Here is a 24,918-nt window from a genome sequence, read left to right as displayed (position 1 = left end):
ACATTTGAAACTTAGAGTTGCCGAAGGGCTCGGCGCAAATTGATCGCTTCAGATACGTGCTTGCCGCCGACCTGCTTCTGGCCGTCCAGGTCTGCCACGGTGCGGGCTACACGCAGCACGCGGTGGTAGGCTCGGGCCGACCAATGAAGCTTATGCATGGCAGCGCGCAACACAGCCTGGCCACCGACATCCGGCTTGCAGAAGCGGTCGATTTCGCGCGGCGAAAGCTGCTGATTGGTTTTGCCCTGGCGCGCTAGCTGACGTTCGAAGGCCACGTGCACGCGCGCGGCAATCGTTTCGGAAAGCTCGCCCACTGCGTCCGCTTGCAGGATGTCGGGTGGCACTGGGCCTACCTCGATCTGCATGTCGATGCGGTCGAGTAGCGGACCGGAGCCCCGGTTTTGATAGCGCAGGATCTGGTCAGGCGTGCATTGGCACAGGCCCGCGGGGTGCCCGAGGTAGCCGCAGGGGCAAGGATTCATCGCAGCGATCAGCTGGAAGCGGGCAGGGAAGTCGGCATGTCGCATTGCGCGGGCGATGGTGACGCGGCCAGATTCGAGTGGCTCGCGCAATACCTCCAGCACGCGGCGGTCGAATTCGGGCAATTCGTCGAGGAACAGCACGCCGCAATGCGCCAGCGAGATCTCGCCGGGCCGTGGCACACTGCCGCCACCGACCAGCGCGGCGCCGGACGAAGTGTGATGCGGAGCTCGGAAGGGGCGCACCTTCCATCCGTCGACGGTGAAACCGCTGATCAGGGACTGGACGGCGGCGGCTTCCAGGGCTTCGTCGTCTGTCATCAAAGGCAACAAGCCGGCGAAGCGGGTTGCCAGCATGGTCTTGCCGGCGCCGGGCGGGCCGACCAGCAACACCGAATGGCGGCCAGCGGCGGCAACTTCCATCGCACGCTTGGCGAAGATCTGGCCTTTGACGTCGGCGAAATCGGGGATCGCCGGCGGCAGCGGCAGGGGCTGCGCAACGTGGCGCGCCAGGGCAAAGCTGCCATCGGGATCCAGGCCAAAGTGGGCGCATACCTGCAGCAAAGTAGCGGCGGGGTAGATGCGAGCGCCTGCGACCAACGCGGCTTCGTCGGCATTGGCTATGGGGAGGATGAAGCCACGCCCGGCGCCACCAGCGGAGCGCTGCATGGCGTAGGTCATTGCCAGTGCGCCGCGAATCGGACGCAGCTCGCCGGTCAGCGACAGTTCGCCGGCAAACTCGAATTGTTCCAGTGTCGATGAAGGGACCTGGCCGGAGGCGGCAAGGATGCCGATGGCGATCGGCAGGTCGAAACGGCCCGATTCCTTGGGGAGGTCGGCCGGTGCCAGATTGACCGTGATGCGGTGCTGCGGCAGTTCGAATCCCGCATTGGTGATGGCGGCGCGCACGCGGTCGCGTGACTCCTTCACTTCGGTGTCGGCCAGGCCGACGATGGTAAAGGCGGGCAGGCCGTTGGCGAGATGCACTTCGACGCTGACTTCCGGCGCCTGCATGCCGGCCAGGGCGCGGCTCTTGATTACGGCAATGGTCATGGTGGCCTCCCGGTCTACAACTGGAGATCGTAGGCCTCGGGCGCCACCGCCCGTTTGAGCTAGCGCAAGGGGATTACTTGTCGGCCAGCTTGGCTTCCAGCTCGGCCAGGCGCGCTTCCAGCAGCTCCAGCTTGGCGCGGGCCTTGGCCAGCATCTGCGCCTGGATGTCGAATTCCTCGCGGGTCACCAGGTCCAGCTTGGCAAAGCCCTGGGTCATCATCGCCTTGACGTTCTTTTCAATATCCTTGGCCGGCGAGTTCTCGATAACCTGGTTGACCTTTTGTTGCAGGTCATTGAAGAAGGCGTTCATGTCCATGTTTTTCTTTCCGATGTGTGAGTTTGTGCACCACGACGGTGCGGCTTTGGCATTAAATGGTGCGGAAAACTGTCCATATATCAATCGCGCACGAATTTTGGCTGGCACGCAATCTGCTAATAAGCAAGAAAGCTGTCATTTCAGACTGAATTTTAAACCGCAATAAAAGTTCACTCAAAAGGAAATCGCCATGATTCATAAGAGCAAGAAGCTGGGTCTCACCGTTGCAGTCGCGCTGGCCATGGCGACGATGGGAACCAGCCTGGCCCAAGCGGCCGATGCCGCACCTGGGGCGAAGCCTGATAATGAGTTCAGCTATAACGCGGCCCTGACCAGCGACTACCGCTACCGTGGTATCTCGCAAACCCGCCTGAAACCAGCGCTGCAAGGCGGCGCCGACTGGGTCAACAATCCGACCGGTTTCTATGCAGGTGCCTGGGGCTCCACCATCAAGTGGATCAAGGATGGCGGCGGTGATGCTTCCGTTGAACTGGACCTGTATGGCGGCAAGCGCGGCGAAATCGCGCCTGGCGTCAGCTATGACGTGGGCTTCCTGGCTTATGTGTATCCATCCAACGACCTGCGTCCAAGCCCGAATACCCGCGAATTGTATGGCCAGGTAGGCTATGGCCCGGCAACCCTCAAGTATTCGCATTCGCTGAGCAACCTGTTCGGCTTTGCCGACAGCAAGCACAGTACCTACATCGACGCTTCCGTCAACCAGGAAGTGTACGAAGGCATCGTCCTGAACCTGCACGTTGGCCGCCAGAAGGTGAAGAACAACAGCTTCTTCAGCTATACCGACTGGAAAGTCGGCGCAACCAAGGATTTCGGCGTGGCAGCCGTTGCGCTGGCCTATATCAAGACCAATAGCGACGCGTATATCGCGCCGACCAATGGCAAAAACCTGGGCAAGGGCGGCTTGGTGCTGACCGTGTCCAAAACCTTCTGAAGAGGCACTCGTATGAAAATGATTACCGCCATTATCAAGCCGTTCAAGCTCGACGAGGTGCGTGAAGCCCTGTCGGCGATCAACGTGCAAGGTATTACGGTGACCGAAGTCAAAGGCTTCGGCCGCCAGAAAGGCCACACCGAGCTGTATCGCGGGGCGGAGTATGTGGTTGATTTCCTGCCCAAGACCAAGATCGAGGCGGCGGTGGACGATGCCATCGTTGACCAGGCTATCGAGGCGATTGAAAATGCCGCCCGCACCGGCAAGATTGGCGACGGCAAGATCTTCGTCTCGTCGCTGGAGCAAGTAATCCGTATCCGTACCGGCGAAACCGGCAACGAAGCACTGTAAGGGGAACCGTGATGCACAAGACCATTAAGAAATGGCTGGCGGGGGTGACTGTCCTGTTGGCCTTCAGCGCAGCACTGCCTGTGCTGGCGCAAGATGCCAAGCCGGCGGAAGCGCCGGCTGCCGCTGCAATTGCCGCCGCGCCTGCGGCAGCTCCGGCTGATGCCGCCGTTGTTGCGTCAGCTGCAGCCGCCCCGGCCGCGGCTCCGGCCGCGCCGGTCGCGCAAAAGGGCGATACCGCCTGGATGTTCGTAGCGACCCTGCTGGTGATCATGATGACGATCCCGGGCCTGGCCCTGTTCTACGGCGGCCTGGTGCGCTCGAAGAACATGCTGTCCGTGCTGCTGCAGGTGTTCTTCGTCTTCGCGCTGATCATCGTGCTGTGGTGCCTGTACGGCTACTCGATTGCCTTCACCGAAGGGAATGCCTTCTTCGGCGGGTTTGGCCGTTCGCTGCTGTCCGGCATTTATGATCCGGTCAAGGGCTTCTCGGTGGCAGCGACCTTCAGCAAGGGTGTCGTGATCCCTGAATTCATTTATGTTGCCTTCCAGGGTACTTTCGCAGCCATTACCTGCGGCCTGATCGTCGGCGCGTTTGCAGAACGCGTGCGCTTCTCCGCCGTGCTGGCCTTCATGGTGCTGTGGTTCACCTTCAGCTACCTGCCGATCGCCCACATGGTCTGGTTCTGGACCGGTCCTGATGCGATCACCAATGCCGAGACCCTGGCGACCGAAACCGCCAAGGCGGGCTGGATCTTCCAGCAAGGCGCGCTGGACTTTGCCGGCGGCACCGTGGTGCACATCAATGCCGCTGTCGCGGGCCTGGTGGGCGCGATCATGATCGGCAAGCGGGTCGGCTACGGCCGCGACTCCATGGCTCCGCACTCGCTGACCATGACCATGATCGGCGCTTCGCTGCTGTGGGTGGGCTGGTTCGGCTTCAACGCCGGCTCGGCGCTGGAAGCTGGCGACATCGCTGCACTGGCCTTCGTCAACACCCTGTTGGCAACTGCCTGCGCAACCGTATCGTGGGTGTTCGGTGAGTGGATTTTCAAGGGCAAGCCTTCCATGCTGGGTGGCGCCTCCGGTGCAGTGGCTGGCCTGGTGGCGATCACCCCGGCTTGCGGCTTCGTCGGCCCGATGGGCGCCCTGGCGATCGGCCTGCTGGCCGGCATCATCTGCCTGTGGGGCGTGAATGGCCTGAAACGCCTGATCGGCGCGGATGACTCGCTGGACGTGTTCGGCGTGCATGGCGTGGGCGGTATCCTGGGCGCGATCCTGACCGGTGTGTTTGCCGCACCGTCCTTGGGCGGGCAGGGTGTATTTGACTACGTTGCCAATAAGGCAAGCGCGGATTACTCGATCAGCGGCCAGGTGCTCACCCAGGCGACCGCTGTCGGCGTCACCATCGTGTGGTCGGCTGTTGTTGCCTTCGTGGCCTACAAGCTGGTCGACATCGTGATTGGCCTGCGCGTGCCGGAAGAGGAAGAGCGCGAGGGCCTGGACATCACCAGCCACGGCGAATCGGCTTACCACGCCTAATAAGCTTAGAACTTTAAAAGCGCCTTTCGGGGCGCTTTTTTTGTTCCAAAGTATCTTTTAATTGGCGGTTTTGCCCCAAAATGGAGAGTCTGCAAATACCAACCCGCAAGGAAGTCACATGGTTCCCCATCTCGTCACGGCCCTGACCGGGCCGTTACTGGATCTTGAAGAAAAGATCATTGCCGCGACCCCAGCCATTGAACGGTGGTTCCGCCTCGAGTGGCAGGAGCATACGCCGCCGTTCTATGCGTCGGTGGACTTGCGCAATGCCGGCTATAAGCTGGCCCCGGTGGATACCAACCTGTTCCCGGGCGGCTTCCATTTCCTGGCCAACGAGATGCTCCCCCTTTCGGTGCAGGCGGCCATGGCGGCGATCGACAAGTATTGCCCCGATGCCCGCAACCTGCTGCTGATCCCGGAGATCAAGCCGCGCCATCCGACCTATTTCCAGGGCGTGGCGCGCCTGATGCAGATTTTCCGGCAGACCGGCCTGAGCGTGCGCTTCGGTACGCTGGACCCGTCCATCACCCAGCCAACGCCGCTGGCGCTGCCCGACGGCAATATGCTGGTGGTGGAGCCGCTGGTGCGCTCGCCGAACGGCCGCCGCCTGGGGCTGAAGGATTTCGATCCTTGCACCATCTTGCTGAATAACGACCTGTCGGCCGGCATTCCCGACATCCTGACCAACCTGCACGAGCAAAGCCTGTTGCCGCCGCTGCACGCCGGCTGGGCGGTGCGCCGCAAGTCGAATCACTTCAATGCCTACGACGAAGTGGCCAAGAAGTTCGGCAAGCTGATTGGCGTTGATCCATGGATGGTCAACCCCTTCCACGCCAAATGCGGCGCGGTGGACCTGGCGACCGGCGAGGGGCAGGAGTGCCTGGCGTCGTCGGTTGACGCGGTGCTGGCCAAGATCCGCAAGAAGTACAAGGAATACGGCATCAAGGAAAAACCGTTCGTCATCATCAAGCCCGATGCTGGCACGTATGGCAAGGGCATCATCACCATTCGCGACGCGGCCGAGCTGAAGGAGTTGTCGGAAGAGCAGCGTGCGCGCATGACCGTGATCAAGGATGGCAAGGCGGTAACCGACTTGAATATCCAGGAGGGCGTGCCGACCTTCGAGAGCATCAAGGAGGCGTTTGCCGAGCCGGTGGTCTATATGATCGACCGCTACGTGGTGGGCGGCTTCTACCGCGTGCACGGCGAGAAAGGCCCGGACCAGAACCTGAACGCGCCGGGCTCGCAGTTTGTGCCGCTGGCGTTCGCCCAGCAGCATGCCCTGCCGGATGTGAAGGCCAAGCCGGGCACCGCTGTGCCGAACCGCTTCTACGTCTACGGGGTGGTGGCGCGGCTGGCGCTGCTGGCCGCTTCGCTGGAGATGGAGCGCACCGACCCGGATCCTGAGGTGTACTGAACGCCGGACGCGCAGATCGGCTAGAATCAGTTGTTACATTTTTGGACTAATCCATGAAAATCGCCTTCCTCGCCGACCCGCTGTCCAGCTTCAAGATCTACAAGGACTCCACTTTTGCCATGATGGCGGAGGCGGCGCGCCGGGGGCACGAGGTGTACGCCTTCCAGCAGCGCCACATGGCACTCAAGGAAGGCCAGGTCACCGCCCACGTCTCGCGCATCGAGCTGACCGGCGACGCCCACGACTGGTACCAGGCCGCGCCCTCGGAAGACACCAGCCTGGCCGCCTTCGACGCGGTGATCCAGCGCAAGGATCCGCCGTTCGACATGGAATACGTCTACGGCACCTACCTGCTGCAGCTGGCGGAAAAACAGGGCGCCAAAGTCTTCAACAAGCCTGCCGCTATCCGCGACCACAATGAAAAGCTGTCGATTGCCCAGTTCTCGCAATTCACCGCGCCGACCCTGGTGAGCAGCGACGAGACCCGCTTGCGCGACTTCCAGGCTGAACATGGCGACGTGATCCTGAAGCCGCTGGACGGCATGGGCGGCGCCGGTATCTTCCGTGTGAAGTCCGACGGCCTGAACCTGGGTTCGATCATCGAGACCCTGACCCAGCTCGGCACCCGCACCATCATGGCGCAGCGTTACATCCCCGACATCGTCAAGGGCGACAAGCGCATCCTGCTGATCGACGGCAAACCGGTGCCGTTCTGCCTGGCGCGCATCCCGCAGGCCGGCGAAGTGCGCGGCAACCTGGCGGCCGGCGGCACCGGCGTGGCGCAGCCCCTGTCGCAGCGCGACCGCGAAATCGCCGAGGCCCTGGGCCCGGAATTGGCTTCGCGCGGCCTCTTGCTGGTAGGATTAGACGTGATCGGCGATTACCTCACCGAGGTAAACGTCACCAGCCCGACCTGTTTCCAGGAGATCACCCAGCAGACTGGCTTCCAGGTTGCGTCCATGTTCATCGACGCGGTGGAAGCCCGGGCAGGCAAGCAAGGATAAACATGGTAGGGATTTTATTGATGACACACGCGCCGCTGGGCCAGGCTTTCCTGGCCGCCGCAGCGCATGTGTTCCGGGCTCCGGTTGAAAAACTGGAGGCGATCGACGTGCTGGCAGACCAGGACCTGAACGAAGTGCAGCAGTTGGCGCGTGAAGCCATCAAGCGCCTCGACAGCGGTGCCGGCGTGCTGGTCATGACCGATATCAAGGGCGGCACGCCCGCTAATTGCTGTAACAAGCTGGCCGACGCCGGCCAGGTCGAGGTGGTTGCTGGCATCAGCCTTCCCATGCTGCTGCGTGCCATCACCTATCGTACCGATACGCTGGACGTAGTCGTGGAAATGGCCCTGGCCGGCGCGCAGAATGGCGCAGTCAAGGTCGATAACCGTATCCGAGTCAATTAACGAGTCAACCAAGCAAAACTAAAACATGATTCAGCAAGAACTTGAAATCATCAACAAGCTCGGATTGCATGCACGTGCTTCTGCAAAATTCACCCAATTGGCAGCCAAGTTCCAAAGCGATGTCTGGCTGTCGCGTAACGGTCGCCGCATCAACGCCAAGTCCATCATGGGCGTGATGATGCTGGCCGCCGGCAAGGGCGCCAAGGTCCTGCTGGAAGCGGACGGCGCCGATGAACAGGATTGCATCAACGCTCTGGCCGGGCTGGTCAACGACAAGTTCGGCGAAGGCGAGTAAATGCGGGACGGCAGCCCGATGGCATCGTTCTCCCTCCACGGAATTCCGGTTTCGCGAGGCATCGCGATCGGCCGCGCGCACATCCTTGCGCCGGCGGCGCTCGATGTAAAGCATTACCTGATTTCCGAGGAGAACGTGGAGGCGGAGGTGAAGCGCCTGCAATCGGCGCTGGCCACCGTGCACCGCGAACTGCAAACGCTGTGGAACGAGCTGCCGAAGGATGCCCCGACGGAGCTGGGTGCCTTCATCGATGTGCACGCCCTGATCCTGTCGGACCCGATGATTTCCGAGGCGCCGCTGGATATCATCCGCAGCCGCCATTACAACGCCGAATGGGCGCTGGTGACCCAGATCGACGAACTGTCGGCCCAGTTCGACGAGATCGAAGACCCGTACCTGCGCGAGCGCAAGGCCGATATCCAGCAGGTCGCCGAGCGGGTGCTGAAAGTCCTGATGGGCAGCGAACCGCTGCTGCCGAAACAGGCCGAACTCGAGGGCGATGAATTCCTGGCCCAGATGATCGTGGTGGCCCACGATATCTCGCCGGCCGACATGCTGAAGTTCCGCGACCGCTCCTTCATCGGCTTCGTGACCGATGTCGGCGGCCAGAACTCGCATACCGCCATCGTGGCGCGTTCGCTCGACATACCGGCGGCGGTCGGCATGTCGCAGGCATCGACCCTGATCCAGCAGGACGATTGGGTGATCATCGACGGCGATGCCGGCGTGGTGATCGTCACCCCAAGCGCACAGGTGCTGGAACAGTACCGCGAACGCCAACTGGCGGCGATGCGCGCCCGCAAGAAGCTGGGCAAGCTGAAAAAAACACCGGCCATTACCAAGGACGGCACGCAGATTGCGCTGATGGCGAACATCGAATTGCCGGAGGACTGCGAGCACGCGATGGAGTCTGGCGCCAACGGCGTTGGCCTGTTCCGCTCCGAATTCCTGTTCATGGGCCGCGACGGCCAGATGCCGACCGAGGACGAGCAATACCAGCAGTACACCAAAGCCGTGCTGGCCATGAAGGGCCGCCCGGTCACCATCCGCACGCTCGATATCGGCGCCGACAAGCCGCTGGACCAGATGGAGCATACCGCGCTCAATCCGGCACTGGGCCTGCGCGCCATCCGCTATTGCCTGGCGGAGCCGCAGATCTTCCTGACCCAGTTGCGCGCCGTCCTGCGCGCCTCGGTGCACGGCAAGGTGCGCATCCTGATTCCGATGATGGCGCACGCCTTCGAGATCGACCAGTCGCTGGCCATGATCCAGCGCGCCAAGGCACAGCTTGACGACAGGGGGGAGAAGTACGACCCCGAAGTGCCGGTCGGCGCCATGATCGAAATCCCGGCTGCCGCTCTGGCGCTGCCGATGTTCGTCAAGAAGATGGATTTCCTGTCCATCGGCACCAATGACCTGATCCAGTACACGCTGGCCATCGACCGCGTCGATTACGAAGTGGCGCACCTGTACGATCCGCTGCACCCGGCCATCCTGCAACTGATCGCGATGACCATCGCCGCCGGCCACAAAGCCGGCATCGAAGTGGCGGTGTGCGGCGAAATGGCGGGCGATGCCAAGATGACGCGCCTGCTGCTGGGCATGGGCCTGCGCGAATTCTCGATGCACCCGTCGCAGCTGCTGTCGGTGAAGCAGGAAATCCTGAACAGCGACCTGCAGCTGATTGCGCCGCAGATGCGCAAGATCATGCGCAGCATGGACCCTGAAACGATTGCCGACGCAGTCAACGCCCTGCAAGCCCTGTAACACCAACTTTCGCAGCACAATTTAACCATAAACCGGATTCACATGCCTTCGATTGGAATCGTCTCGCCGCAGACAATGCACTTTGCGGAACCCCTTCAGCTACAGAGCGGAGCGTCCCTGCGCGACTACATGCTGATGTACGAGACCTATGGCACGCTGAATGCGGACAAGTCCAACGCGGTGCTGGTGTGCCACGCGCTGAATGCCTCGCACCACGTGGCGGGCTATTACGCCGACAATCCCAAGAACGTGGGCTGGTGGGACAATATGGTCGGGCCGGGCAAGGCGCTCGATACCGACAAGTTCTTCGTCATCGGCGTGAACAACCTGGGCTCCTGCTTCGGCTCGACCGGTCCCATGCACATCAATCCGGAAACCGGCAAGCAGTACGGCGCGGCGTTCCCGGTGGTGACGGTGGAGGACTGGGTGGCGGCACAGGCGCGCCTGGCCGACCAGCTGGGCATCCAGCAGTTCGCTGCGGTGATGGGCGGTTCGCTGGGCGGCATGCAGGCGCTGGCCTGGTCCATCATGCACCCTGAGCGCCTGCGCCACTGCCTGGTGATCGCGTCCACGCCGAAGCTGTCGGCGCAGAACATCGCCTTCAACGACGTGGCCCGCCAGGCCATCCTGTCCGACCCTGACTACCACGGCGGCGACTTCTACGAACACAGTGTGGTGCCGAAGAACGGCCTGAAAGTGGCGCGCATGATCGGCCACATCACCTACCTGTCGGACGACGACATGGCCGAGAAATTCGGCCGCAAGCTGCGCGACATCGCGGCCAGCGGCGGCGACTACAAATTCGGCTTCGGCATCGACTTCGAGATCGAATCCTACCTGCGCTACCAGGGCGACAAGTTCGCGGAGTACTTCGACGCCAACACCTACCTGCTGATCACCAAGGCGCTCGACTACTTCGATCCGGCGCGTAAGTTCGACGGCGACCTGACCAAGACCCTGGCTGCCACCCGCGCCAAGTTCTTCCTCGCTTCCTTCACCACGGACTGGCGCTTCTCGCCGGAGCGCAGCCGTGAGATCGTGCAGGCTTTGCTGGCCAACCGGCGCGAGGTGACCTACGCCGAGATCGACGCGCCGCACGGCCACGACGCCTTCCTGCTCGAGGATGCGCGCTATATGAACATGGTGCGCGCCTACTACGAGCAAGTATGGAAAGAAACGAACAAGGAACAAGCAGCATGACTTTCGATGACCTGAGCAGCGCCCGTCCCGACCTGGCCTTCATTGCGCATTGGGTGCGCGAAGGCGCCCACGTGCTCGACGTGGGTTGCGGCGATGGCGTGATGATGGATTACCTGCAGAGCGGAAAGCGCTGCACCGGCTACGGCCTGGAGCTGGCGGACGAGCAGGTGCTGGCATCCACCCAGCGCGGCGTGCGCGTGATCCAGCAGGACTTCGAAAACGGCCTGGGCATCTTCGGCGACAACTCCTTCGATACGGTGTTGTGCCTGTCCTCGCTGCAAATGATGAAGCACGTGGAGGACCTGCTGCGCGATATCGTGCGCGTCGGCCGCGAAGCCATCGTGTCCTTCCCCAATTTCGCTTACTGGCCGCACCGCGTGGCGCTGATGAAGGGCCGCATGCCGGTCTCGAAATCGCTGCCATACCAGTGGCACGACACGCCCAACGTGCGCTGTGCCACCATCTACGACTTCCAGGAATTGGCGGAAGAGGTGGGGCTGGAAGTGATCGAATGCGTGGCGCTGGCGGAGGGCAGGACAGTCTCCGTGCTGCCTAACCTGCGCGGCGACCTGGCCGTGTTCCGCCTGCGCAAAAAACAATCCAGTTAAGCTGTGCGCCATCCAGCTGTGATATCTTAAAAGCCATGAAGAAGTTCAAGTTCACCCTTATTGCGCTGGCGCTGGCCGCCGGCACCGCATCGGCTCAGCAGGCCGCGCCGATGAACCCCAAAGCTGACGGCATCCCCGTCACCAAGCTGTCGCGCCTGCGCGTCTTTGCTGATGAGCAGCAAATGGACCAGCAATCCAAGCTGCAGTACTCCCAGCTGCTGAATGAAGCCAGGCAGAAGGAAGCGCTGGTGCCGGAGTCCGACCCGCAGGTCAAGCGGCTGCGCGCCATCGCGGCCCGCATCGTGCCGAATGCCCAGCGCTGGAACCCGTCCGCAGCCAACTGGCAATGGGAAGTCAACCTGCTCAATTCCGACCAGGTCAACGCCTTCTGCATGCCGGGCGGCCGTATCGCCTTCTATACCGGCATCCTGACCAAGCTGAACCTGACCGACGATGAAGTGGCGATGGTCATGGGCCACGAAATTGCCCACGCCCTGCGCGAGCATGCCCGCAAGCGCGCCGTGCAATCGACGGCCGTGTCGCTGGCCAGCAAGCTGGGTGGTGCGGTGCTGTCCTCCTACCTCGGCATTGACCCGCGCATCACCGATGCCGGCGCCAATGTGGCCGGCCAACTGACCGTGATGAAGTTCTCGCGCGGCGATGAGACCGAATCGGACCTGGTCGGCATCGACCTGGCGGCCCGCGCCGGCTTCGATCCACGCGCCGGTATCGCGCTGTGGCAGAAGATGGGCGCCGTCAATGCGCAGCAGCCGATGGAATTCCTGTCCACCCACCCAAGCGGCAATTCGCGCATCCAGGACATGCAGAAGCAAATGCCGCTGGTGTTGCCGGTCTACGCCCGCCAGCGCGGCCTGGACGTGAACAAGCTGCCGCCTTACCAGACGTCCCCGCTGCCCAAGTCCTGAAATGTCGCGCCCGAAGCACGCCTCGGGCGCGCCGCCATTGCCGATGCGCGATGGCGTCACGCCCAGCTACCTGTGGCTGCCGGAGGGCGTCTGGCCGGACATGATCACCTTCATGTCGGCCAACTATCCTGCCGTGAGCGAAGCCAGGTGGCGTGAACGCATGGCGCGCGGCGACGTGGTGGACGGCAAGGGCTTGCCGGTGCAGCCCGAATCGCGCTATGTGCGCGGCGCCCGCATCTGGTATTACCGCGAGCTGGACACCGAATTCCCGATCCCGTTTGAAGAAGAAGTGCTGCACCAGGACGAGCACATCGTGGTGGTCGACAAGCCGCACTTCCTGCCGACGATTCCATCCGGCCGCTTCGTGAAAGAGACGCTGCTGGTGCGCGTGCGCCGCAAACTGGGCATTGAAGACCTGGTGCCGATCCATCGCCTTGATCGCGAGACGGCGGGGCTGGTGATCTTCTCCTGCAATGCGGGCAGCCGTGGCGATTACCAGTCATTGTTCCAGAAGCGCCTGGTGCAGAAGGAGTATGAGGCGCTCGCCGGCCCGCTGCCGGGCCGGGAATTCCCCTTCGTCTATCGCAGCAGGATGGTGGAAGGCGATAAATTCTTCACCATGAAGGAAGCGCCGGGCGAGCCGAATTCGGAAACCATGATCGATGTGATCGAACAGCGCGGCGAACATGTGCTGTATCGACTATGGCCGCACACCGGCCGCCAGCACCAGTTGCGGGTACACCTTTCGTCGCTGGGCATCCCGATCGTGAATGACGTCTTCTACCCAGTTGCCCTGCCATGCAAGCAGGACGACGTGTCGTCGCCGCTCAAGCTGCTGGCCAAGGCGATCGGCTTCCCGGACCCGCTGACGGGCGAGTGGCGCTTTTTCGAGAGCAGGCAGCGCCTATAGCTGGGCTGCCGGCTTGTTCATGCTGTCCTTAGCCGAACATGTAGCGAACCAGCAGGCCGATGGGGAACCACATGCCGAACTGGATTGCGAGGGCGATGAACAGGGCCTGGTTGGAAGGACGCAGGCCGCCTGCGGCACCTTCCGAAATGATGCGCGTCATCGCCGCATGCGCCACTTCGCGCAGCGTCATGCCGGTGGTGGCGACTTCGGTAATCGTCTCGGCCAGAGGAATGCGCGAGGTCAGGCTGGCGAGCAGCCATGGCAGCGGTTTCGGCAGGCCGGACTGCAGGTTCAGGAAGCTGCGCCAGCCGCCGAGGAATTTCTCCGACAGTGGGCGGCCCGGTTGGTAATTGACGCTGCGCAGGAAGGTTTCCAGGATCCCTGCGCCCAGCTTGGCGATCAGCCCGGCCTGGCTCTCCACCACGCGCGCCAGGATGCCCTGCAAGCCAAGCTTGTAAGCCATCATGCCGGTGACGCCGACGGCGATCATGAATGGTGCGGCGACAAAGGCCGCGTAGATCATGGCCGAACCATGGCTGCCACCCAGTTCGCTGCGGAACAACAGCGTAACGCCCAGCGCATTGACCATCAGCGCTGCGAGCACTGCCAGTACAGTGCGTAGGATGCCGGCACCGGCGCCGCGGGTGACATCGCCCGCCAGTTGCTTGGCGAGGGCGATCTTGTCGATGCTGCTGTTTTCTTCGTTAGACGGTGTCAGGACTTGGTTCATGGCCAGCGCAATAGTTGTTTGAATTTTGGCATTCTAAACAACCAAGGCCGGAATGGGCGTTTTTAATTGGCTCAGTGCGTGATTCAGTGCGCCGGCGCGGACTTGGGGCTGTAGCTGGAGCCTGGCGGAGCCCAGAACAGCGGCCCTTTCGGGGAGATCTGCAGGTTATCGCTCAAGCCCTGCTTTTTCAGCTCGCGGCGCAGGCCTTCCACGCCGTCATCGCTCTCGATGATGAAGGCTTCGTCGATCACGTCGCCATAATGGCGGTTGGTGGTTTCGATCGCCAGCTCGACCAGGTCGCCGTCGGCTTCGATGCTCCACAGGTGCACATCCTCATCCTCGGCGAAAGTCTTGAAGCGCCAGGTGCCTTGCTCCGTCTGCACGAACTGGATCGTGTCGAATTGCTCGTCGGTGGCTTCGGACTCTTCGTCGTTGATGAAGCTGCTCTTGATAGTCAGCAGGAAAAGGACCAATACGGTTTTCATTTTAATTCCGGGCGATTTTTATCCCAGTATTATAGGCGCCTGCGCTGTGAGCCGGCTCGCGCGCGCCCATGATGCAGAGCCACAGGCAAGTGCCGATTTCGCCGAGCGAAGCTGGAATCGACAGCAGGTCGACGCCTGGCAGCGAGGTGAAATCGGCCTGCAGGATATAGCCGAAGGCCTCTGTGGCATAGCCCGCGCTGCCGACCATCAGCAAGATGCCAAGCACTTTTGGCAGGATTCCGGATCTGTAGACCAGGTAGCCGAAAGGTCCGAGCCACAAGCTCCAGAATACCTGGTTCAGGACCATGCCTTTGCTGTAAGCCTTGAGCGACAACATGACCTGCTGCGCCAATGCGTCCGGCGTCATGCCGCGCAGGTAGTCGGCACCGTTGATCAGGTTCAGCACTTCGAGCCGGTGGCCGACATTAGCGAACGACAGCGGCACGCTGGCCACGGCCAGCGCCACCATCACTGCCGCAGTGCTGCGGCCGTAGGGGCTGAGGAGTTTGTAGAGCGCCAGCGGCAGCAGCAGGAAGGCGAGATAACACACCAGGCTCGCAGCGATTCCCGCACGGAACAGTCCCTCGTGGGCATCGATGCTGGCGAGCACTGCGACTGGATCATTGCCGATCTTGAGCTGGGACGGCACATACATCAAGGCAAAGATGCCGGTGACGACGACAACCAGGTACAGCAGGCCGGCGGTGCGCGCGAGGCGCTTGGTGGGCGTGTTCTGTTGCATGGTCTTTTCCTTGTGTTTTTGAAAAGAACATGCAGGATCGCACATGCAACGACGGCCAGCAAGCAGGCCGTTGCTCAGCAGCCGCAAGCGGCCTGGCTGCCTTGCGTGTGAGCAGCCTTGCGCAGCAGGATGCCTTCCGCAGCGCCGGAGGAGAGGTACAGCCTCTCATCGTAGGCACAGCTCTCGTCGGGGATGCCCATCAGCAGGTCGAGCTTGCCGTCGCCATCCAGATCGCCCGCCCAATACACTACGGGCGTGGTGTCGCCGCCATACTCGCCCGATGCGTTGACCGCAAACAGGAATTGCTTGCTGGTGCCATCGCTCAGGTGATAGCGCTTGCGTTCTTCCGCAGTCTTGACCCAGGACAGGGCCATCGGCTGCGTACCCCAAGGCATACTCCACTTGCCCAGCTTGCGCAGCTTTTCGAATTGCGGGCTGCCGAAATACTGGGCGTCGTTCATGGCATGCCAGGTGACGACCTTGCCGGGCTTGAGCGGCACGTTGGCGAAAACGGCAAGCGGCTTGCCCTGGACGGTCACACGGTCCAGCTCTTCGTCCTGCTCCAGGATATCCTTGGCTGTATCGATGGAGATGTCGACTTCGGCCGGAAGCAGTTCGCACTCCAGCTTCTGGCAGAACAGCCCAAGCCATGCCGCGTTGCGCGGCATGCTGTTCGGCATGAACTGGCGCGAGCTATCGATGATGACCGCGGTATCGGCGGCGCCGGCAACGCCGGCGGCCGTCAGCAGCAACGTTGCGAGCGCGCGGCGCATCAGGCGTGGTACTCGATGATCAGCGGGGCGTGGTCGGAGAACTTTTCGTCCTTGTAGACCGACACGGTGTGGGCCTTGGACGCGATGCCTGGAGTGGCGACGTGGTAGTCGATACGCCAGCCCACGTTCTTCGCATAGGCCTGGCCGCGGTTGGACCACCAGGTGTACTGCTCTGGACGCTGGTCGAGGCCGCGGTGCACGTCGACGTAGCCGACTTCCTCGAACAGCTTGGTCATCCAGGCGCGTTCTTCCGGCAGGAAGCCGGAGTTCTTCAAGTTGCCCTTCCAGTTTTTCAGGTCGATCTCCTTATGGGCAATGTTCCAGTCGCCGCAGATGACGAACTCGCGGCCTTCGGCGCGCAACTGCTGCAGGTGCGGCAGGAACAACTCCATGAAACGGAACTTGGCCAGCTGGCGTTCTTCCGACGAGGAGCCGGAGGGGCAGTACACCGAGATCACGGTCAGGTTGCCGAAATCGGCGCGCACGTAGCGGCCTTCGGCGTCGAATTCGGGACTGCCGAAACCGATCATCACGCGGTCAGGGGCAAGCTTGCTGTAGATGCCGGTGCCGGAGTAGCCTTTCTTTTCCGCGTAGTGGAAATGGCCGTGGTAGCCGTGCGGGTTGAGGAATTCCCCGGTCATGTCCGCTGCCTGCGCCTTCAATTCCTGCACGCAGATGATGTCGGCGTCGATGGTGCCCATCCAGTTGAAAAAGCCCTTCTTGGCGGCGGAGCGGATACCGTTCAGGTTTGCGGAAATGATTTTTGGCATAGGTGTTCCGGTTAAAATATCGGCACTTTGAACAAAGATGGGTGCACTATGAGCAATTTGAGGCAAGAGTTTATCGCGTTTTCCGTACAGGCGGGAGTGCTGAAATTCGGCGAGTTTACGACCAAAGCAGGGCGGCAATCGCCCTATTTCTTCAACGCCGGCCTGTTCCATGACGGCGCGACGTTGGCCAGGCTGGCCGACTTTTACGCCCAGACCCTGCTGGACTCCGGCGTTGCATTCGACATGCTGTTCGGTCCGGCCTACAAGGGCATCACCCTGGCCTCCGCGACGTCGATGGCGCTGGCCGGCAAAGGCCGCAACACCTCTTTCGCCTACAACCGCAAGGAAGCCAAGGACCATGGCGAGGGCGGCACCCTGGTGGGCGCGAAATTGACTGGCAAAGTTGTCATTATTGACGACGTGATCTCGGCCGGCACCTCGGTACGCGAATCCGTGGAAATGATCCGCAACGCAGGCGCCGAGCCTTGCGCCGTGCTGATCGCACTGGACCGCATGGAACGCGGCGGCAAGGATGGCCAGATGTCCGCGCTGTCGGCGGTGCAGGAGGTGAGCAAGAACTACGGCATCCCGGTGATCTCGATCGGCAACCTGTCCGACCTGTTTACCTACCTGTCGGCCGACCCCTCGCTTGCACAGCACAAGGACGCGGTAGCCGCCTACCGCAGCAAGTACGGCGTGGAATAAGCCAAGCTGGCGCCGGCCGGGCGTTGTGCTAGACTGTGATTGCTTCCTTACAACATTAAGATCGAGGAAAGTAATGAACATCGCAACGCTCAAGGTATACGGCGACGAAGCCGCGGTCGCGGACGTGCGGGACGGGCTCCCCAGCGAGCCCGAAAGCGACTGGAAGAAGGGCGACACCAGCCCGACCGGCCGCACCCGCCTTGACCATGGCTTCTACGCCACGCTGGGCACCGACCCCGTTCCGGACGCCTTGATGCGCAAGGTGCGCGCCTACCTGCACGAATGCCAGGCGCGCGGCATCACCTTCGACGTGGCGCCGATCCAGGCCGAACTGCGCGTTGCCTTCTCCCCCGCCGCGTCCAACCAGGGCGCATCCACTCTCGATTTCACGCTGGCCGACCTCTCGCTGATGCTGGAGATGGGCATTGCGCTGAGCATTTCCTCGTGACCGCATGAACCGATTCTCCGAAGACCGCTTCGCCACCTTCAAGGGGCGCCATGGCGCCGAACGCAAGATCCACATCTGGGAACCCGCGAAGCCTGCGGCTGGCGTGCTGCTGGCCATCCACGGCGGACTGGCGCATGCGGGCGACTATGTGACGCCGGCGCTGTATTTCAAGCAGCACCGCTTTGCGACCGTGGCGTTCGATTTGTGCGGGCACGAGAATGCGCGTCGCGTCGACATTCCGGACTTCGCCGTCTTCATCGAAGAGGTGGGGCTGTTCCTGCATTGGGTCAAGCAGCATTATCCAGGCGTACCGGTGTTTATCATGGGCCATTCGATGGGCGCGCTGATTGCAACGCGTTTCGGGCTTGAAGCGCTGGAACGGGATCCGCTGGTGAAGGGTTTCGTGCTGTCGTCGCCGTATTACGTGAATGCGATCAAGGTGCCGGCCTTGCTGGAGAGGTTGTCCGGCGTGCTGGCCGCGCTGGCGCCGACCATGAAGGTGCCGATGGCGTCGTTGACCGATGTGCTGACGCATGATCCTTCGATTACTGCGCGGCATCATCGCGATGAGGCGGACGATGTGCGGGCGCGCGAATGCACGGTGCGTTTTGGCGTGGCGCTGCAGGGGGCGCAAAAGGGACTGGCGGAGAAGATGCCGACCTGGCGCTGGCCTTTATACGCGGTGGTGGCGGGGGATGACAAGCTGGCCGACCCGAAGGCGACACTGGATTTGCTGGCGATGATCGATCCCAAGCTGCTGGAATGCCATGTGCAGCACGAGAATTATCATGAGAATTTCAACGAGGTGAATCGCGAGGAGATCTTTGCGGATATTCTTCGCTGGATGTGCGCGCACCTGTCAAAACCGGTAGACCAGGGTCAGGCACAAGTGCCTGACCCTGTATGATCTCCCGGCCGCGGGCCGTTCCGCAGACGGGGTCTGACCTGTGGGTCAGACCCAGGTTTACCGGTTTTAAGAAGCCAGCTTCTGCTTCAGCAGCTCAGTCAGCTGGGCCGGGTTGGCTTTGCCTTTCGAGGCTTTCATCGCCTGGCCGATCAGGGCGTTGATGGCCGCTTCCTTGCCGGCACGGTACTGCTCAACGGACTTCTCGTTGTTGGCGATGACTTCGTTAACGATGGCTTCCAGCGCGCCCGCGTCGGAGATCTGGCCGCCACCCTTTTTAGCGATGATGGCGTCCGCGACCTTCTCGTCGTCGGATTTGGCCGCCCACATGTCGGCAAACACTTCCTTCGCCATCTTGTTCGAGATGGTGCCGTCGCTGATGCGCTTCAGCATAAAGGCCAATTGCGCGGCCGACACTGGCGCGTCGGCGATTTCCACGCCTTCACGGTTCAAGGTCGACGACACATCGCCCATCAGCCAGTTGGCTGCGGCCTTGGCGTTGTCCTTGCCAGCTGCAGCAACCACGGCTTCAAAATACAGCGCCATGCCTTTGGATGCGGTCAGGATCAGCGAATCGTATTCCGGCAGCTTGTACTCTTCCACGAAGCGCGTGCGCATCACGGCTGGCAGTTCCGGCATGGACGCTTTCACGCGTTCGATCCAGTCGGCACCGATGGTCAGCGGCGGCAGGTCCGGGTCAGGGAAGTAGCGGTAATCCTGCGCGTCTTCCTTTTCGCGCATCAGGCGCGTTTCCTTCTTGTCCGGATCGTACAGGCGGGTCGCCTGCACCACCTTGCCGCCGTCTTCCAGGAGCTCGATCTGGCGCGCCACTTCAACGTGCACGGCTTCCTCGATGAAGCGGAAGGAGTTCAGGTTCTTCAGTTCGCAGCGCGTGCCAAATTCCTTCTGGCCTTTCGGGCGTACGGACACGTTGATGTCGCAGCGGAAGGAGCCTTCCTGCATATTGCCGTCGCAGATGCCAAGCCACATCACCAGGCCGTGCAGGGCCTTGCAGTAGGCCACTGCTTCGGAGGCGCTGTGCATTTCAGGCTCGGACACGATCTCCAGCAGCGGGGTGCCGGCGCGATTCAGGTCGATGCCCGACATGCCGTGATAATCCTCGTGCAGCGACTTGCCCGCGTCTTCCTCGAGGTGGGCGCGGGTCAGGTTCACGGTCTTGGTGACGAACTTGCCGTCCTTCTCGTAGCCGAAGGTAAGCTGGCCGCCTTGCACCACCGGGTCTTCGAACTGCGAGATCTGGTAGCCCTTCGGCAGGTCAGGGTAGAAGTAGTTCTTGCGCGCGAAGATCGACTGCGGTGCGACTTTGGCGCCGACGGCCAGGCCGAAGCGGATCGCGCGGTCGACGGCAGCCTTGTTCATGACAGGCAGCACGCCTGGCAGCGCCAGGTCGACCGGGCTGGCCTGGGTGTTTGGTTCGGCGCCGAACTTGGTCGGCGAGCCGCTGAAAATTTTGGAGTCGGTGGTGAGCTGTACGTGGTTCTCAATACCGATGACGACTTCCCATTCCATATCTTTTTCCTTAAATCGAAGAAGGGCTGCGCTTGTGCCAGTCGGTCGCCTGCTGGTACTGGTGGGCGACGTTCAGCAGCTTCGCTTCGGCGAAGTAGTTGCCGATGATTTGCAGGCCTACCGGGCGGTTGGCGTTCTTCTCGCCTTCGCCGAAACCGCAAGGGATGGACATGCCAGGCAAGCCGGCCAGGCTGGTGGACAGGGTGAAGATGTCGGCCAGGTAGTTCGCTACCGGATCGTCCGCCTTCGAGCCCAGGTCCCAGGCCACGGTCGGGGCCACCGGGCCCATGATCACGTCGCACTGGCTGCCCAGCACATTGGCGAAGTCCTGCGTGATCTTGCGGCGGATCTTTTGCGCTTTCAGGTAGTAAGCGTCGTAGTAGCCGTGGCACAGGATGTAGGTGCCGACCATGATGCGGCGCTGTACTTCCGGGCCGAAGCCTTCGGCGCGGCTCTTCTTGTACATGTCCTGCAGGTCCTTGTAGCCTTCGGCGCGGTGGCCGTAGCGCACGCCGTCAAAGCGCGACAGGTTGGACGAAGCTTCCGCCGGAGCGATCATGTAGTAGGCCGGGATCGACAGCGCGGTGTTCGGCAGCGAAATGTCGACCAGGGTGGCACCCAGTTCCACAAACTTGGCCAGCGCAGCGCGCACGGCTTTCTCGACGTCGGCAGCCAGGCCTTCGCCGAAATATTCCTTCGGCACGCCAATGCGCAGACCGGCCAGCGGCTGGTTCAGCGCGCGCGTGAAGTCTTCGGCAGCATTGCCTTGTTCGGCGCTCAGGCTGGTCGAATCGCGTTCGTCGAAACCAGTCATGGCCGACAGCAGCAGCGCGCAGTCTTCCGCGGTCTGGGCCATCGGGCCGGCCTGGTCCAGCGAGGAGGCGAAGGCAATCATGCCGAAGCGCGAGGCGCGGCCATAGGTTGGCTTGATACCGGTGATGCCGCAGAACGCAGCGGGCTGGCGGATCGAGCCACCGGTGTCGGTGCCCGTCACGCCAGGCGCCAGGCGGGCAGCTACCGCAGCAGCGGAGCCGCCGGAGGACCCGCCGGGAACGGCAGACTTGTCCCAAGGGTTTTTCACGGCGCCGAAAGCCGAGTTCTCATTCGAGGAACCCATGGCGAACTCGTCGCAATTGAGTTTGCCGAGGGTGACCATGCCGGCGTCCAGCATCTTCTGCACCACGGTGGCGTCGAACGGGCTGGTGTAGTTGGCCAGCATCTTCGAGCCGGCGGTCGAGCGCCAGCCCTGGGTCACGAAAATGTCCTTGTGCGCGATCGGCACGCCGGTCAGCGGGGTGGCAGTACCGTTGGCGATGCGTTGGTCGGCCGCTTCAGCCTGGGCCAGCGTCAGCGCGCGGTCCACGTGCAGGAAGGCATTCAGGTCGCTTTTTTCAATGCGGTCCAGGAAGTGGGTCGCCAGTTGGACGGCGCTGACTTCCTTCTTTTGCAGCAGCTCGGACAGCTCTTTGATTGTTTTGTTATGCATGCTTTACTCGCTTTCGATGACCTTTGGCACCAGATACAGGCCATCTTCGGTCTTTGGCGCCACGTGCTGGTATGCCTCGCGGCGATTCGGCTCGGTTGCCACGTCCTCGCGCAGGCGCAGTGCGACCTGCATGGCATTGGCCAGCGGGTGGGACAGCGGGGCGACACCCTCGGTGTCCACGGCCTGCATCTGCTCGGCCAGCGCGAAGATGCCATTCAGCTTTTCCAGCATATTGGCGGAATGGGCCTGGTCCATCTCCAACTGGGCCAGCTTGGCGATGCGTTCAACGTCGTTCAGTGTCAGGGACATGGAAATTGTCAGAAGTGTAATTTATTGGATCGGTTGCCTATCACCAGTTAAATCGCGGCGAACACCGCATAAATCAACGGTTGCGTGCTCGCACAATAGAGTGGATTTAGGGCAAATAAGCTGTAGATTATAAGGTACAATCGCGGGTTAATGCGCTGCTGGTGCTGAACACCCGCCTGGCCGCATTTGACCGGATACCTCATATATAACGAATTTTGCGCATTGCGCCCTACAGGACACTCATGTTTGGTTTTTTACGTCGCTATATTTCGTCTGACCTGGCAATCGACCTTGGTACGGCGAACACCCTGATCTACGTACGCGGTTCCGGCATCGTGCTGGACGAGCCTTCGGTTGTGGCGATCCGCCAGGAAGGTGGCCCGAACGGCAAGAAAACCATCCAGGCCGTCGGTAAAGAAGCAAAACAGATGCTGGGCAAGGTGCCTGGCAACATCGAGGCGATCCGCCCGATGAAAGACGGCGTGATCGCCGACTTCACCGTCACCGAGCAGATGCTGAAGCAGTTCATCCGCATGGTGCATGATTCCAAATTCTTCCGCCCATCGCCGCGCATCATCATTTGCGTGCCTTGCGGCTCGACCCAGGTGGAACGCCGTGCGATCCGTGAATCGGCGCTGGGCGCCGGCGCATCCCAGGTGTACCTGATCGAAGAACCAATGGCAGCGGCGATCGGCGCCGGCCTGCCGGTATCCGACGCCACCGGCTCCATGGTGGTCGACATCGGCGGCGGCACCACCGAGGTGGGCATCATCTCGCTGGGCGGCATGGTGTACAAGGGTTCCGTGCGCGTGGGCGGCGACAAGTTCGACGAAGCGATCGTCAACTACATCCGCCGCAACTACGGCATGCTGATCGGCGAGCAGACCGCCGAAGCGATCAAGAAGGCCATCGGCTCCGCCTTCCCTGGCTCCGAAGTCAAGGAAATGGAAGTCAAGGGCCGCAACCTGTCGGAAGGCATCCCGCGCTCGTTCACCATCTCGTCGAACGAGATCCTGGAAGCGCTGACCGACCCGCTGAACAACATCGTCTCCGCCGTCAAGAACGCGCTGGAACAGACCCCGCCGGAACTGGGCGCCGACATCGCCGAAAAAGGCATGATGCTGACCGGCGGCGGCGCACTGCTGCGCGACCTGGACCGCCTGCTGATGGAAGAAACCGGCCTGCCGGTGCTGGTGGCAGAAGACCCACTGACCTGCGTGGTGCGCGGCTCCGGCCTGGCGCTGGAGCGCATGGACCAGCTGGGATCCATCTTCTCCTACGAGTAAGCTTGAGAAAAAGGGCAGCGGAAGCTGCCCTTGTTAATTGGAAGACATGGAATACAGTCCACCGCCACTGTTCAAGCAAGGCGCGTCCGCCCGTTTCAAGATGATGGTGTTCGCGTGCATTTCGATTGCGCTGCTGCTGGCCGATTCGCGCGTCAACGCGCTGACGGCAGTTCGGCAGGGCGTCGGCTTTGTCCTCTATCCCTTGCAGAAAATCGCACTGTTGCCGCGCGATGCCATCTACGGCATGGGCGACTATTTCTCCACGCTGTCGAAGCTGGAGAAGCAGGTCAGCGTCCTGCAGCAGCAACAGATCGCCGCCTCGCAGGCCTTGCAGCAGGCGCAGCTCTACCAGGCTGAAAACAACCAGCTGCGCAAGCTGCTCGATGCGCAACAGCGTGTGCCGGGCAAGTCGCAACTGGCTGAAATCCTGTACGAAGCGCGCGATGTGTTCACGCGCAAGGTGATCCTGAACCGCGGCATCCAGCATGGTGTGGCCGCTGGCTTGCCGGTGATCGACAACCAGGGCGTGGTGGGACAGGTGACGCGGGTGTTCCCGTTCACTTCCGAAGTCACGCTGCTGACCGACAAGGAGCAGGCGATTCCGGTGCAGATTTTGCGCAACGGCCTGCGTTCCGTGGCCGTCGGCCGCGGCCAGTCGGGCAACCTGGACCTGCGCTTCATGGCGCCGACAGCCGACGTGGTGGTCGGCGACATCCTGATTACTTCCGGTATCGACGGCGTCTATCCGGCCGGCCTGGCCGTGGCGCGCGTGGTACAGGTGGAGAGCAATGCCAGCGGCGCCTTCGGCCGCGTGGTGTGCGCGCCGCTGGCCGGTACCGAGCGCAATACCGCGCTGCTGATCCTGATGTCGCTGCCGGACATACCGCCGCGTCCTCCGGAGGAAGAGCCGGCCGCCAAGCCGTCGAAGAAGAAGGATAAGGATAAGGAAAAGGCCAAGGCGGAAACTGCGCAGGCGCCGGCTCCAGCCGCCGCGCCAGCACCGAAAGAGGGGACCCGATGAACCGTCCACAATACATCCTGCTGCCGGTCAGCCCGCTGTTCATTTTCTTCAGCCTGTTCTGCGCGGTGCTGCTCAATATGCTGCCGTGGGGCCGCTTCTTCGCGGCACCGGACTTCGTGGCGCTGACCCTGGTGTTCTGGGGTGTGCACCAGCCGCGCAAGGTAGGCATCGGCACCGCGTTCTTCCTCGGCCTGCTGATGGACGTGCACGACGCTTCCCTGCTGGGCGAGAACGCGCTGGCGTACACGCTGCTGTCGTATTTCGCCATCATGCTGCATCGCCGCATCCTGTGGTTCCGCGTGACGACGCAGATCCTGCATGTGGTGCCGCTGCTGTTGCTGGCGCAAACCGTGCAGATGGTGGTGCGTTTCATCGTGGCCGGCAAATTCCCCGGCTGGTTCTTCTTCATCGAAAGCGTGGTGGCTGCGCTGTTGTGGCCGCTGGCCACCATGCTGCTGCTGGCGCCGCAGCGCCGCGCAGTGGATAAAGACCACACCCGCCCGATCTGA

The 24,918-nt window shown here is 62.0% G+C and carries 28 protein-coding genes; 18 read left to right on the top strand and 10 right to left on the bottom strand.

Annotated elements, in window-relative coordinates; translation table 11 throughout:
• Nucleotides 1–11 precede the first annotated feature (11 nt).
• Entirely contained in the window at nucleotides 12–1,532 is a 1,521-nt protein-coding gene (locus BM269_RS25555) for a YifB family Mg chelatase-like AAA ATPase (RefSeq protein ID WP_090444125.1), read from the bottom strand.
• A gap of 73 nt (nucleotides 1,533–1,605) precedes the next feature.
• Entirely contained in the window at nucleotides 1,606–1,848 is a 243-nt protein-coding gene (locus BM269_RS25550) for an accessory factor UbiK family protein (protein WP_090444121.1), read from the bottom strand.
• A gap of 190 nt (nucleotides 1,849–2,038) precedes the next feature.
• Between BM269_RS25550 and BM269_RS25545 the strand changes: the two genes are divergently transcribed.
• The 12 genes from BM269_RS25545 to BM269_RS25490 all read left to right on the top strand — a co-directional run bounded on the left by BM269_RS25545 (nucleotide 2,039) and on the right by BM269_RS25490 (nucleotide 13,220).
• Entirely contained in the window at nucleotides 2,039–2,800 is a 762-nt protein-coding gene (locus BM269_RS25545) for a TorF family putative porin (protein WP_090444119.1), read from the top strand.
• Nucleotides 2,801–2,812: 12 nt separating this feature from the next.
• Complete coding sequence (locus BM269_RS25540; RefSeq protein WP_028102386.1) at nucleotides 2,813–3,151, top strand: P-II family nitrogen regulator; 339 nt, start codon at nucleotides 2,813–2,815, stop codon at nucleotides 3,149–3,151.
• An 11-nt stretch (nucleotides 3,152–3,162) separates the two neighbouring features.
• A complete protein-coding gene (locus BM269_RS25535) occupies nucleotides 3,163–4,689 on the top strand; it encodes an ammonium transporter (protein WP_090444116.1) in 1,527 nt (508 codons plus the stop codon).
• 118 nt (nucleotides 4,690–4,807) lie between these two features.
• Nucleotides 4,808–6,106: a glutamate--cysteine ligase gene (gene gshA, locus BM269_RS25530; RefSeq protein ID WP_090444113.1), complete on the top strand. Its 1,299-nt coding sequence runs from the start codon at nucleotides 4,808–4,810 to the stop codon at nucleotides 6,104–6,106.
• Nucleotides 6,107–6,159: 53 nt separating this feature from the next.
• A complete protein-coding gene (gshB, locus tag BM269_RS25525; protein WP_090444109.1) occupies nucleotides 6,160–7,110 on the top strand; it encodes a glutathione synthase in 951 nt (316 codons plus the stop codon).
• Nucleotides 7,111–7,112: 2 nt separating this feature from the next.
• Nucleotides 7,113–7,514: a PTS sugar transporter subunit IIA gene (locus BM269_RS25520; protein WP_090444106.1), complete on the top strand. Its 402-nt coding sequence runs from the start codon at nucleotides 7,113–7,115 to the stop codon at nucleotides 7,512–7,514.
• 25 nt (nucleotides 7,515–7,539) lie between these two features.
• Entirely contained in the window at nucleotides 7,540–7,809 is a 270-nt protein-coding gene (locus BM269_RS25515) for an HPr family phosphocarrier protein (RefSeq protein WP_090444103.1), read from the top strand.
• Nucleotides 7,810–7,827: 18 nt separating this feature from the next.
• Nucleotides 7,828–9,576, top strand: a complete 1,749-nt coding sequence (ptsP, locus tag BM269_RS25510) for a phosphoenolpyruvate--protein phosphotransferase (RefSeq protein WP_090444162.1) — start codon at nucleotides 7,828–7,830, stop codon at nucleotides 9,574–9,576.
• Between the two features lie 42 nt (nucleotides 9,577–9,618).
• Nucleotides 9,619–10,776, top strand: coding sequence for a homoserine O-succinyltransferase MetX (locus BM269_RS25505; protein WP_090444101.1), 1,158 nt, complete (start codon nucleotides 9,619–9,621; stop codon nucleotides 10,774–10,776).
• Entirely contained in the window at nucleotides 10,773–11,384 is a 612-nt protein-coding gene (metW, locus tag BM269_RS25500) for a methionine biosynthesis protein MetW (protein ID WP_090444098.1), read from the top strand. The genes BM269_RS25505 and metW overlap by 4 nt, the downstream gene beginning before the upstream one ends.
• 35 nt (nucleotides 11,385–11,419) lie before the next feature.
• Nucleotides 11,420–12,310: a M48 family metallopeptidase gene (locus BM269_RS25495; RefSeq protein WP_090444095.1), complete on the top strand. Its 891-nt coding sequence runs from the start codon at nucleotides 11,420–11,422 to the stop codon at nucleotides 12,308–12,310.
• Nucleotide 12,311: 1 nt separating this feature from the next.
• A complete protein-coding gene (locus BM269_RS25490; protein ID WP_229204798.1) occupies nucleotides 12,312–13,220 on the top strand; it encodes a pseudouridine synthase in 909 nt (302 codons plus the stop codon).
• 28 nt (nucleotides 13,221–13,248) lie between these two features.
• Here the strand turns inward: BM269_RS25490 and BM269_RS25485 are convergent, their stop codons facing one another.
• From BM269_RS25485 to BM269_RS25465, 5 genes are all read right to left on the bottom strand, one after another.
• Entirely contained in the window at nucleotides 13,249–13,950 is a 702-nt protein-coding gene (locus BM269_RS25485) for a hypothetical protein (RefSeq protein ID WP_090444092.1), read from the bottom strand.
• 83 nt (nucleotides 13,951–14,033) lie between these two features.
• Complete coding sequence (locus BM269_RS25480; protein ID WP_090444089.1) at nucleotides 14,034–14,435, bottom strand: hypothetical protein; 402 nt, start codon at nucleotides 14,433–14,435, stop codon at nucleotides 14,034–14,036.
• A 1-nt stretch (nucleotide 14,436) separates the two neighbouring features.
• Entirely contained in the window at nucleotides 14,437–15,177 is a 741-nt protein-coding gene (locus BM269_RS25475; RefSeq protein WP_090444086.1) for a DUF4386 domain-containing protein, read from the bottom strand.
• A gap of 74 nt (nucleotides 15,178–15,251) precedes the next feature.
• Entirely contained in the window at nucleotides 15,252–15,950 is a 699-nt protein-coding gene (locus BM269_RS25470) for an FG-GAP repeat protein (RefSeq protein WP_090444083.1), read from the bottom strand.
• Nucleotides 15,950–16,720 (bottom strand): exodeoxyribonuclease III, encoded by a 771-nt coding sequence (locus BM269_RS25465; protein ID WP_090444080.1) that lies wholly within the window; start codon nucleotides 16,718–16,720, stop codon nucleotides 15,950–15,952. Before BM269_RS25465 ends, BM269_RS25470 begins: the two co-directional genes overlap by 1 nt.
• 48 nt (nucleotides 16,721–16,768) lie before the next feature.
• Between BM269_RS25465 and pyrE the strand changes: the two genes are divergently transcribed.
• The 3 genes from pyrE to BM269_RS25450 all read left to right on the top strand — a co-directional run bounded on the left by pyrE (nucleotide 16,769) and on the right by BM269_RS25450 (nucleotide 18,780).
• Nucleotides 16,769–17,425, top strand: coding sequence for an orotate phosphoribosyltransferase (gene pyrE, locus BM269_RS25460; RefSeq protein ID WP_090444077.1), 657 nt, complete (start codon nucleotides 16,769–16,771; stop codon nucleotides 17,423–17,425).
• A 73-nt stretch (nucleotides 17,426–17,498) separates the two neighbouring features.
• Nucleotides 17,499–17,873, top strand: coding sequence for a hypothetical protein (locus BM269_RS25455; protein WP_090444074.1), 375 nt, complete (start codon nucleotides 17,499–17,501; stop codon nucleotides 17,871–17,873).
• A 4-nt stretch (nucleotides 17,874–17,877) separates the two neighbouring features.
• The gene (locus BM269_RS25450) at nucleotides 17,878–18,780 is read left to right on the top strand and encodes an alpha/beta fold hydrolase (protein WP_090444071.1); all 903 of its coding nucleotides are present in this window, start codon (nucleotides 17,878–17,880) and stop codon (nucleotides 18,778–18,780) included.
• Between the two features lie 66 nt (nucleotides 18,781–18,846).
• On the opposite strand, the gene gatB is transcribed toward BM269_RS25450, so the two are convergent.
• From gatB to gatC, 3 genes are read right to left on the bottom strand one after another with little or no spacing between them, the layout of a single operon-like run.
• Nucleotides 18,847–20,307, bottom strand: coding sequence for an Asp-tRNA(Asn)/Glu-tRNA(Gln) amidotransferase subunit GatB (gatB, locus tag BM269_RS25445; protein WP_090444068.1), 1,461 nt, complete (start codon nucleotides 20,305–20,307; stop codon nucleotides 18,847–18,849).
• 10 nt (nucleotides 20,308–20,317) lie between these two features.
• Nucleotides 20,318–21,793 carry an Asp-tRNA(Asn)/Glu-tRNA(Gln) amidotransferase subunit GatA gene (gene gatA, locus BM269_RS25440; protein ID WP_090444065.1) on the bottom strand — a complete coding sequence of 492 codons (1,476 nt, stop codon included), beginning with the start codon at nucleotides 21,791–21,793 and terminating at the stop codon, nucleotides 20,318–20,320.
• A 3-nt stretch (nucleotides 21,794–21,796) separates the two neighbouring features.
• Entirely contained in the window at nucleotides 21,797–22,102 is a 306-nt protein-coding gene (gatC, locus tag BM269_RS25435) for an Asp-tRNA(Asn)/Glu-tRNA(Gln) amidotransferase subunit GatC (RefSeq protein ID WP_090444063.1), read from the bottom strand.
• A gap of 242 nt (nucleotides 22,103–22,344) precedes the next feature.
• Here gatC and BM269_RS25430 point away from each other — a divergent pair, with 242 nt between their 5' ends.
• Genes BM269_RS25430 through mreD form a run of 3 tightly spaced genes read left to right on the top strand, consistent with a single transcriptional unit; the run spans nucleotide 22,345 to nucleotide 24,918 of the window.
• Entirely contained in the window at nucleotides 22,345–23,388 is a 1,044-nt protein-coding gene (locus tag BM269_RS25430) for a rod shape-determining protein (protein WP_028102363.1), read from the top strand.
• A gap of 46 nt (nucleotides 23,389–23,434) precedes the next feature.
• Entirely contained in the window at nucleotides 23,435–24,409 is a 975-nt protein-coding gene (gene mreC / locus BM269_RS25425; RefSeq protein WP_090444156.1) for a rod shape-determining protein MreC, read from the top strand.
• Nucleotides 24,406–24,918 carry a rod shape-determining protein MreD gene (mreD, locus tag BM269_RS25420; protein ID WP_055928570.1) on the top strand — a complete coding sequence of 171 codons (513 nt, stop codon included), beginning with the start codon at nucleotides 24,406–24,408 and terminating at the stop codon, nucleotides 24,916–24,918. The genes mreC and mreD overlap by 4 nt, the downstream gene beginning before the upstream one ends.

The sequence above is a fragment of the Duganella sp. CF458 genome, from assembly GCF_900113115.1.
Lineage (GTDB): Bacteria > Pseudomonadota > Gammaproteobacteria > Burkholderiales > Burkholderiaceae_D > Rugamonas.
Note: the sequence above shows the minus strand (reverse complement) of the source record. Positions and strands in the feature narration are given on the sequence as shown.

What these genes read in the sequence shown, in the direction of transcription:
- ptsP (WP_090444162.1), top strand. Translation starts at nt 7,828, where the DNA reads ATGGCATCGTTCTCCCTCCACGGAATTCCGGTTTCGCGAGGCATCGCG.
- BM269_RS25550 (WP_090444121.1), bottom strand. Translation starts at nt 1,848, where the DNA reads ATGGACATGAACGCCTTCTTCAATGACCTGCAACAAAAGGTCAACCAG.
- BM269_RS25515 (WP_090444103.1), top strand. Translation starts at nt 7,540, where the DNA reads ATGATTCAGCAAGAACTTGAAATCATCAACAAGCTCGGATTGCATGCA.
- BM269_RS25475 (WP_090444086.1), bottom strand. Translation starts at nt 15,177, where the DNA reads ATGCAACAGAACACGCCCACCAAGCGCCTCGCGCGCACCGCCGGCCTG.
- BM269_RS25465 (WP_090444080.1), bottom strand. Translation starts at nt 16,720, where the DNA reads ATGCCAAAAATCATTTCCGCAAACCTGAACGGTATCCGCTCCGCCGCC.
- BM269_RS25545 (WP_090444119.1), top strand. Translation starts at nt 2,039, where the DNA reads ATGATTCATAAGAGCAAGAAGCTGGGTCTCACCGTTGCAGTCGCGCTG.
- BM269_RS25535 (WP_090444116.1), top strand. Translation starts at nt 3,163, where the DNA reads ATGCACAAGACCATTAAGAAATGGCTGGCGGGGGTGACTGTCCTGTTG.
- BM269_RS25480 (WP_090444089.1), bottom strand. Translation starts at nt 14,435, where the DNA reads ATGAAAACCGTATTGGTCCTTTTCCTGCTGACTATCAAGAGCAGCTTC.
- BM269_RS25540 (WP_028102386.1), top strand. Translation starts at nt 2,813, where the DNA reads ATGAAAATGATTACCGCCATTATCAAGCCGTTCAAGCTCGACGAGGTG.
- BM269_RS25505 (WP_090444101.1), top strand. Translation starts at nt 9,619, where the DNA reads ATGCCTTCGATTGGAATCGTCTCGCCGCAGACAATGCACTTTGCGGAA.
- BM269_RS25450 (WP_090444071.1), top strand. Translation starts at nt 17,878, where the DNA reads ATGAACCGATTCTCCGAAGACCGCTTCGCCACCTTCAAGGGGCGCCAT.
- gatB (WP_090444068.1), bottom strand. Translation starts at nt 20,307, where the DNA reads ATGGAATGGGAAGTCGTCATCGGTATTGAGAACCACGTACAGCTCACC.
- gatC (WP_090444063.1), bottom strand. Translation starts at nt 22,102, where the DNA reads ATGTCCCTGACACTGAACGACGTTGAACGCATCGCCAAGCTGGCCCAG.
- BM269_RS25495 (WP_090444095.1), top strand. Translation starts at nt 11,420, where the DNA reads ATGAAGAAGTTCAAGTTCACCCTTATTGCGCTGGCGCTGGCCGCCGGC.
- mreC (WP_090444156.1), top strand. Translation starts at nt 23,435, where the DNA reads ATGGAATACAGTCCACCGCCACTGTTCAAGCAAGGCGCGTCCGCCCGT.
- mreD (WP_055928570.1), top strand. Translation starts at nt 24,406, where the DNA reads ATGAACCGTCCACAATACATCCTGCTGCCGGTCAGCCCGCTGTTCATT.
- gshA (WP_090444113.1), top strand. Translation starts at nt 4,808, where the DNA reads ATGGTTCCCCATCTCGTCACGGCCCTGACCGGGCCGTTACTGGATCTT.
- BM269_RS25490 (WP_229204798.1), top strand. Translation starts at nt 12,312, where the DNA reads ATGTCGCGCCCGAAGCACGCCTCGGGCGCGCCGCCATTGCCGATGCGC.
- BM269_RS25455 (WP_090444074.1), top strand. Translation starts at nt 17,499, where the DNA reads ATGAACATCGCAACGCTCAAGGTATACGGCGACGAAGCCGCGGTCGCG.
- pyrE (WP_090444077.1), top strand. Translation starts at nt 16,769, where the DNA reads ATGAGCAATTTGAGGCAAGAGTTTATCGCGTTTTCCGTACAGGCGGGA.
- metW (WP_090444098.1), top strand. Translation starts at nt 10,773, where the DNA reads ATGACTTTCGATGACCTGAGCAGCGCCCGTCCCGACCTGGCCTTCATT.
- BM269_RS25520 (WP_090444106.1), top strand. Translation starts at nt 7,113, where the DNA reads ATGGTAGGGATTTTATTGATGACACACGCGCCGCTGGGCCAGGCTTTC.
- BM269_RS25555 (WP_090444125.1), bottom strand. Translation starts at nt 1,532, where the DNA reads ATGACCATTGCCGTAATCAAGAGCCGCGCCCTGGCCGGCATGCAGGCG.
- gshB (WP_090444109.1), top strand. Translation starts at nt 6,160, where the DNA reads ATGAAAATCGCCTTCCTCGCCGACCCGCTGTCCAGCTTCAAGATCTAC.
- gatA (WP_090444065.1), bottom strand. Translation starts at nt 21,793, where the DNA reads ATGCATAACAAAACAATCAAAGAGCTGTCCGAGCTGCTGCAAAAGAAG.
- BM269_RS25430 (WP_028102363.1), top strand. Translation starts at nt 22,345, where the DNA reads ATGTTTGGTTTTTTACGTCGCTATATTTCGTCTGACCTGGCAATCGAC.
- BM269_RS25485 (WP_090444092.1), bottom strand. Translation starts at nt 13,950, where the DNA reads ATGAACCAAGTCCTGACACCGTCTAACGAAGAAAACAGCAGCATCGAC.
- BM269_RS25470 (WP_090444083.1), bottom strand. Translation starts at nt 15,950, where the DNA reads ATGCGCCGCGCGCTCGCAACGTTGCTGCTGACGGCCGCCGGCGTTGCC.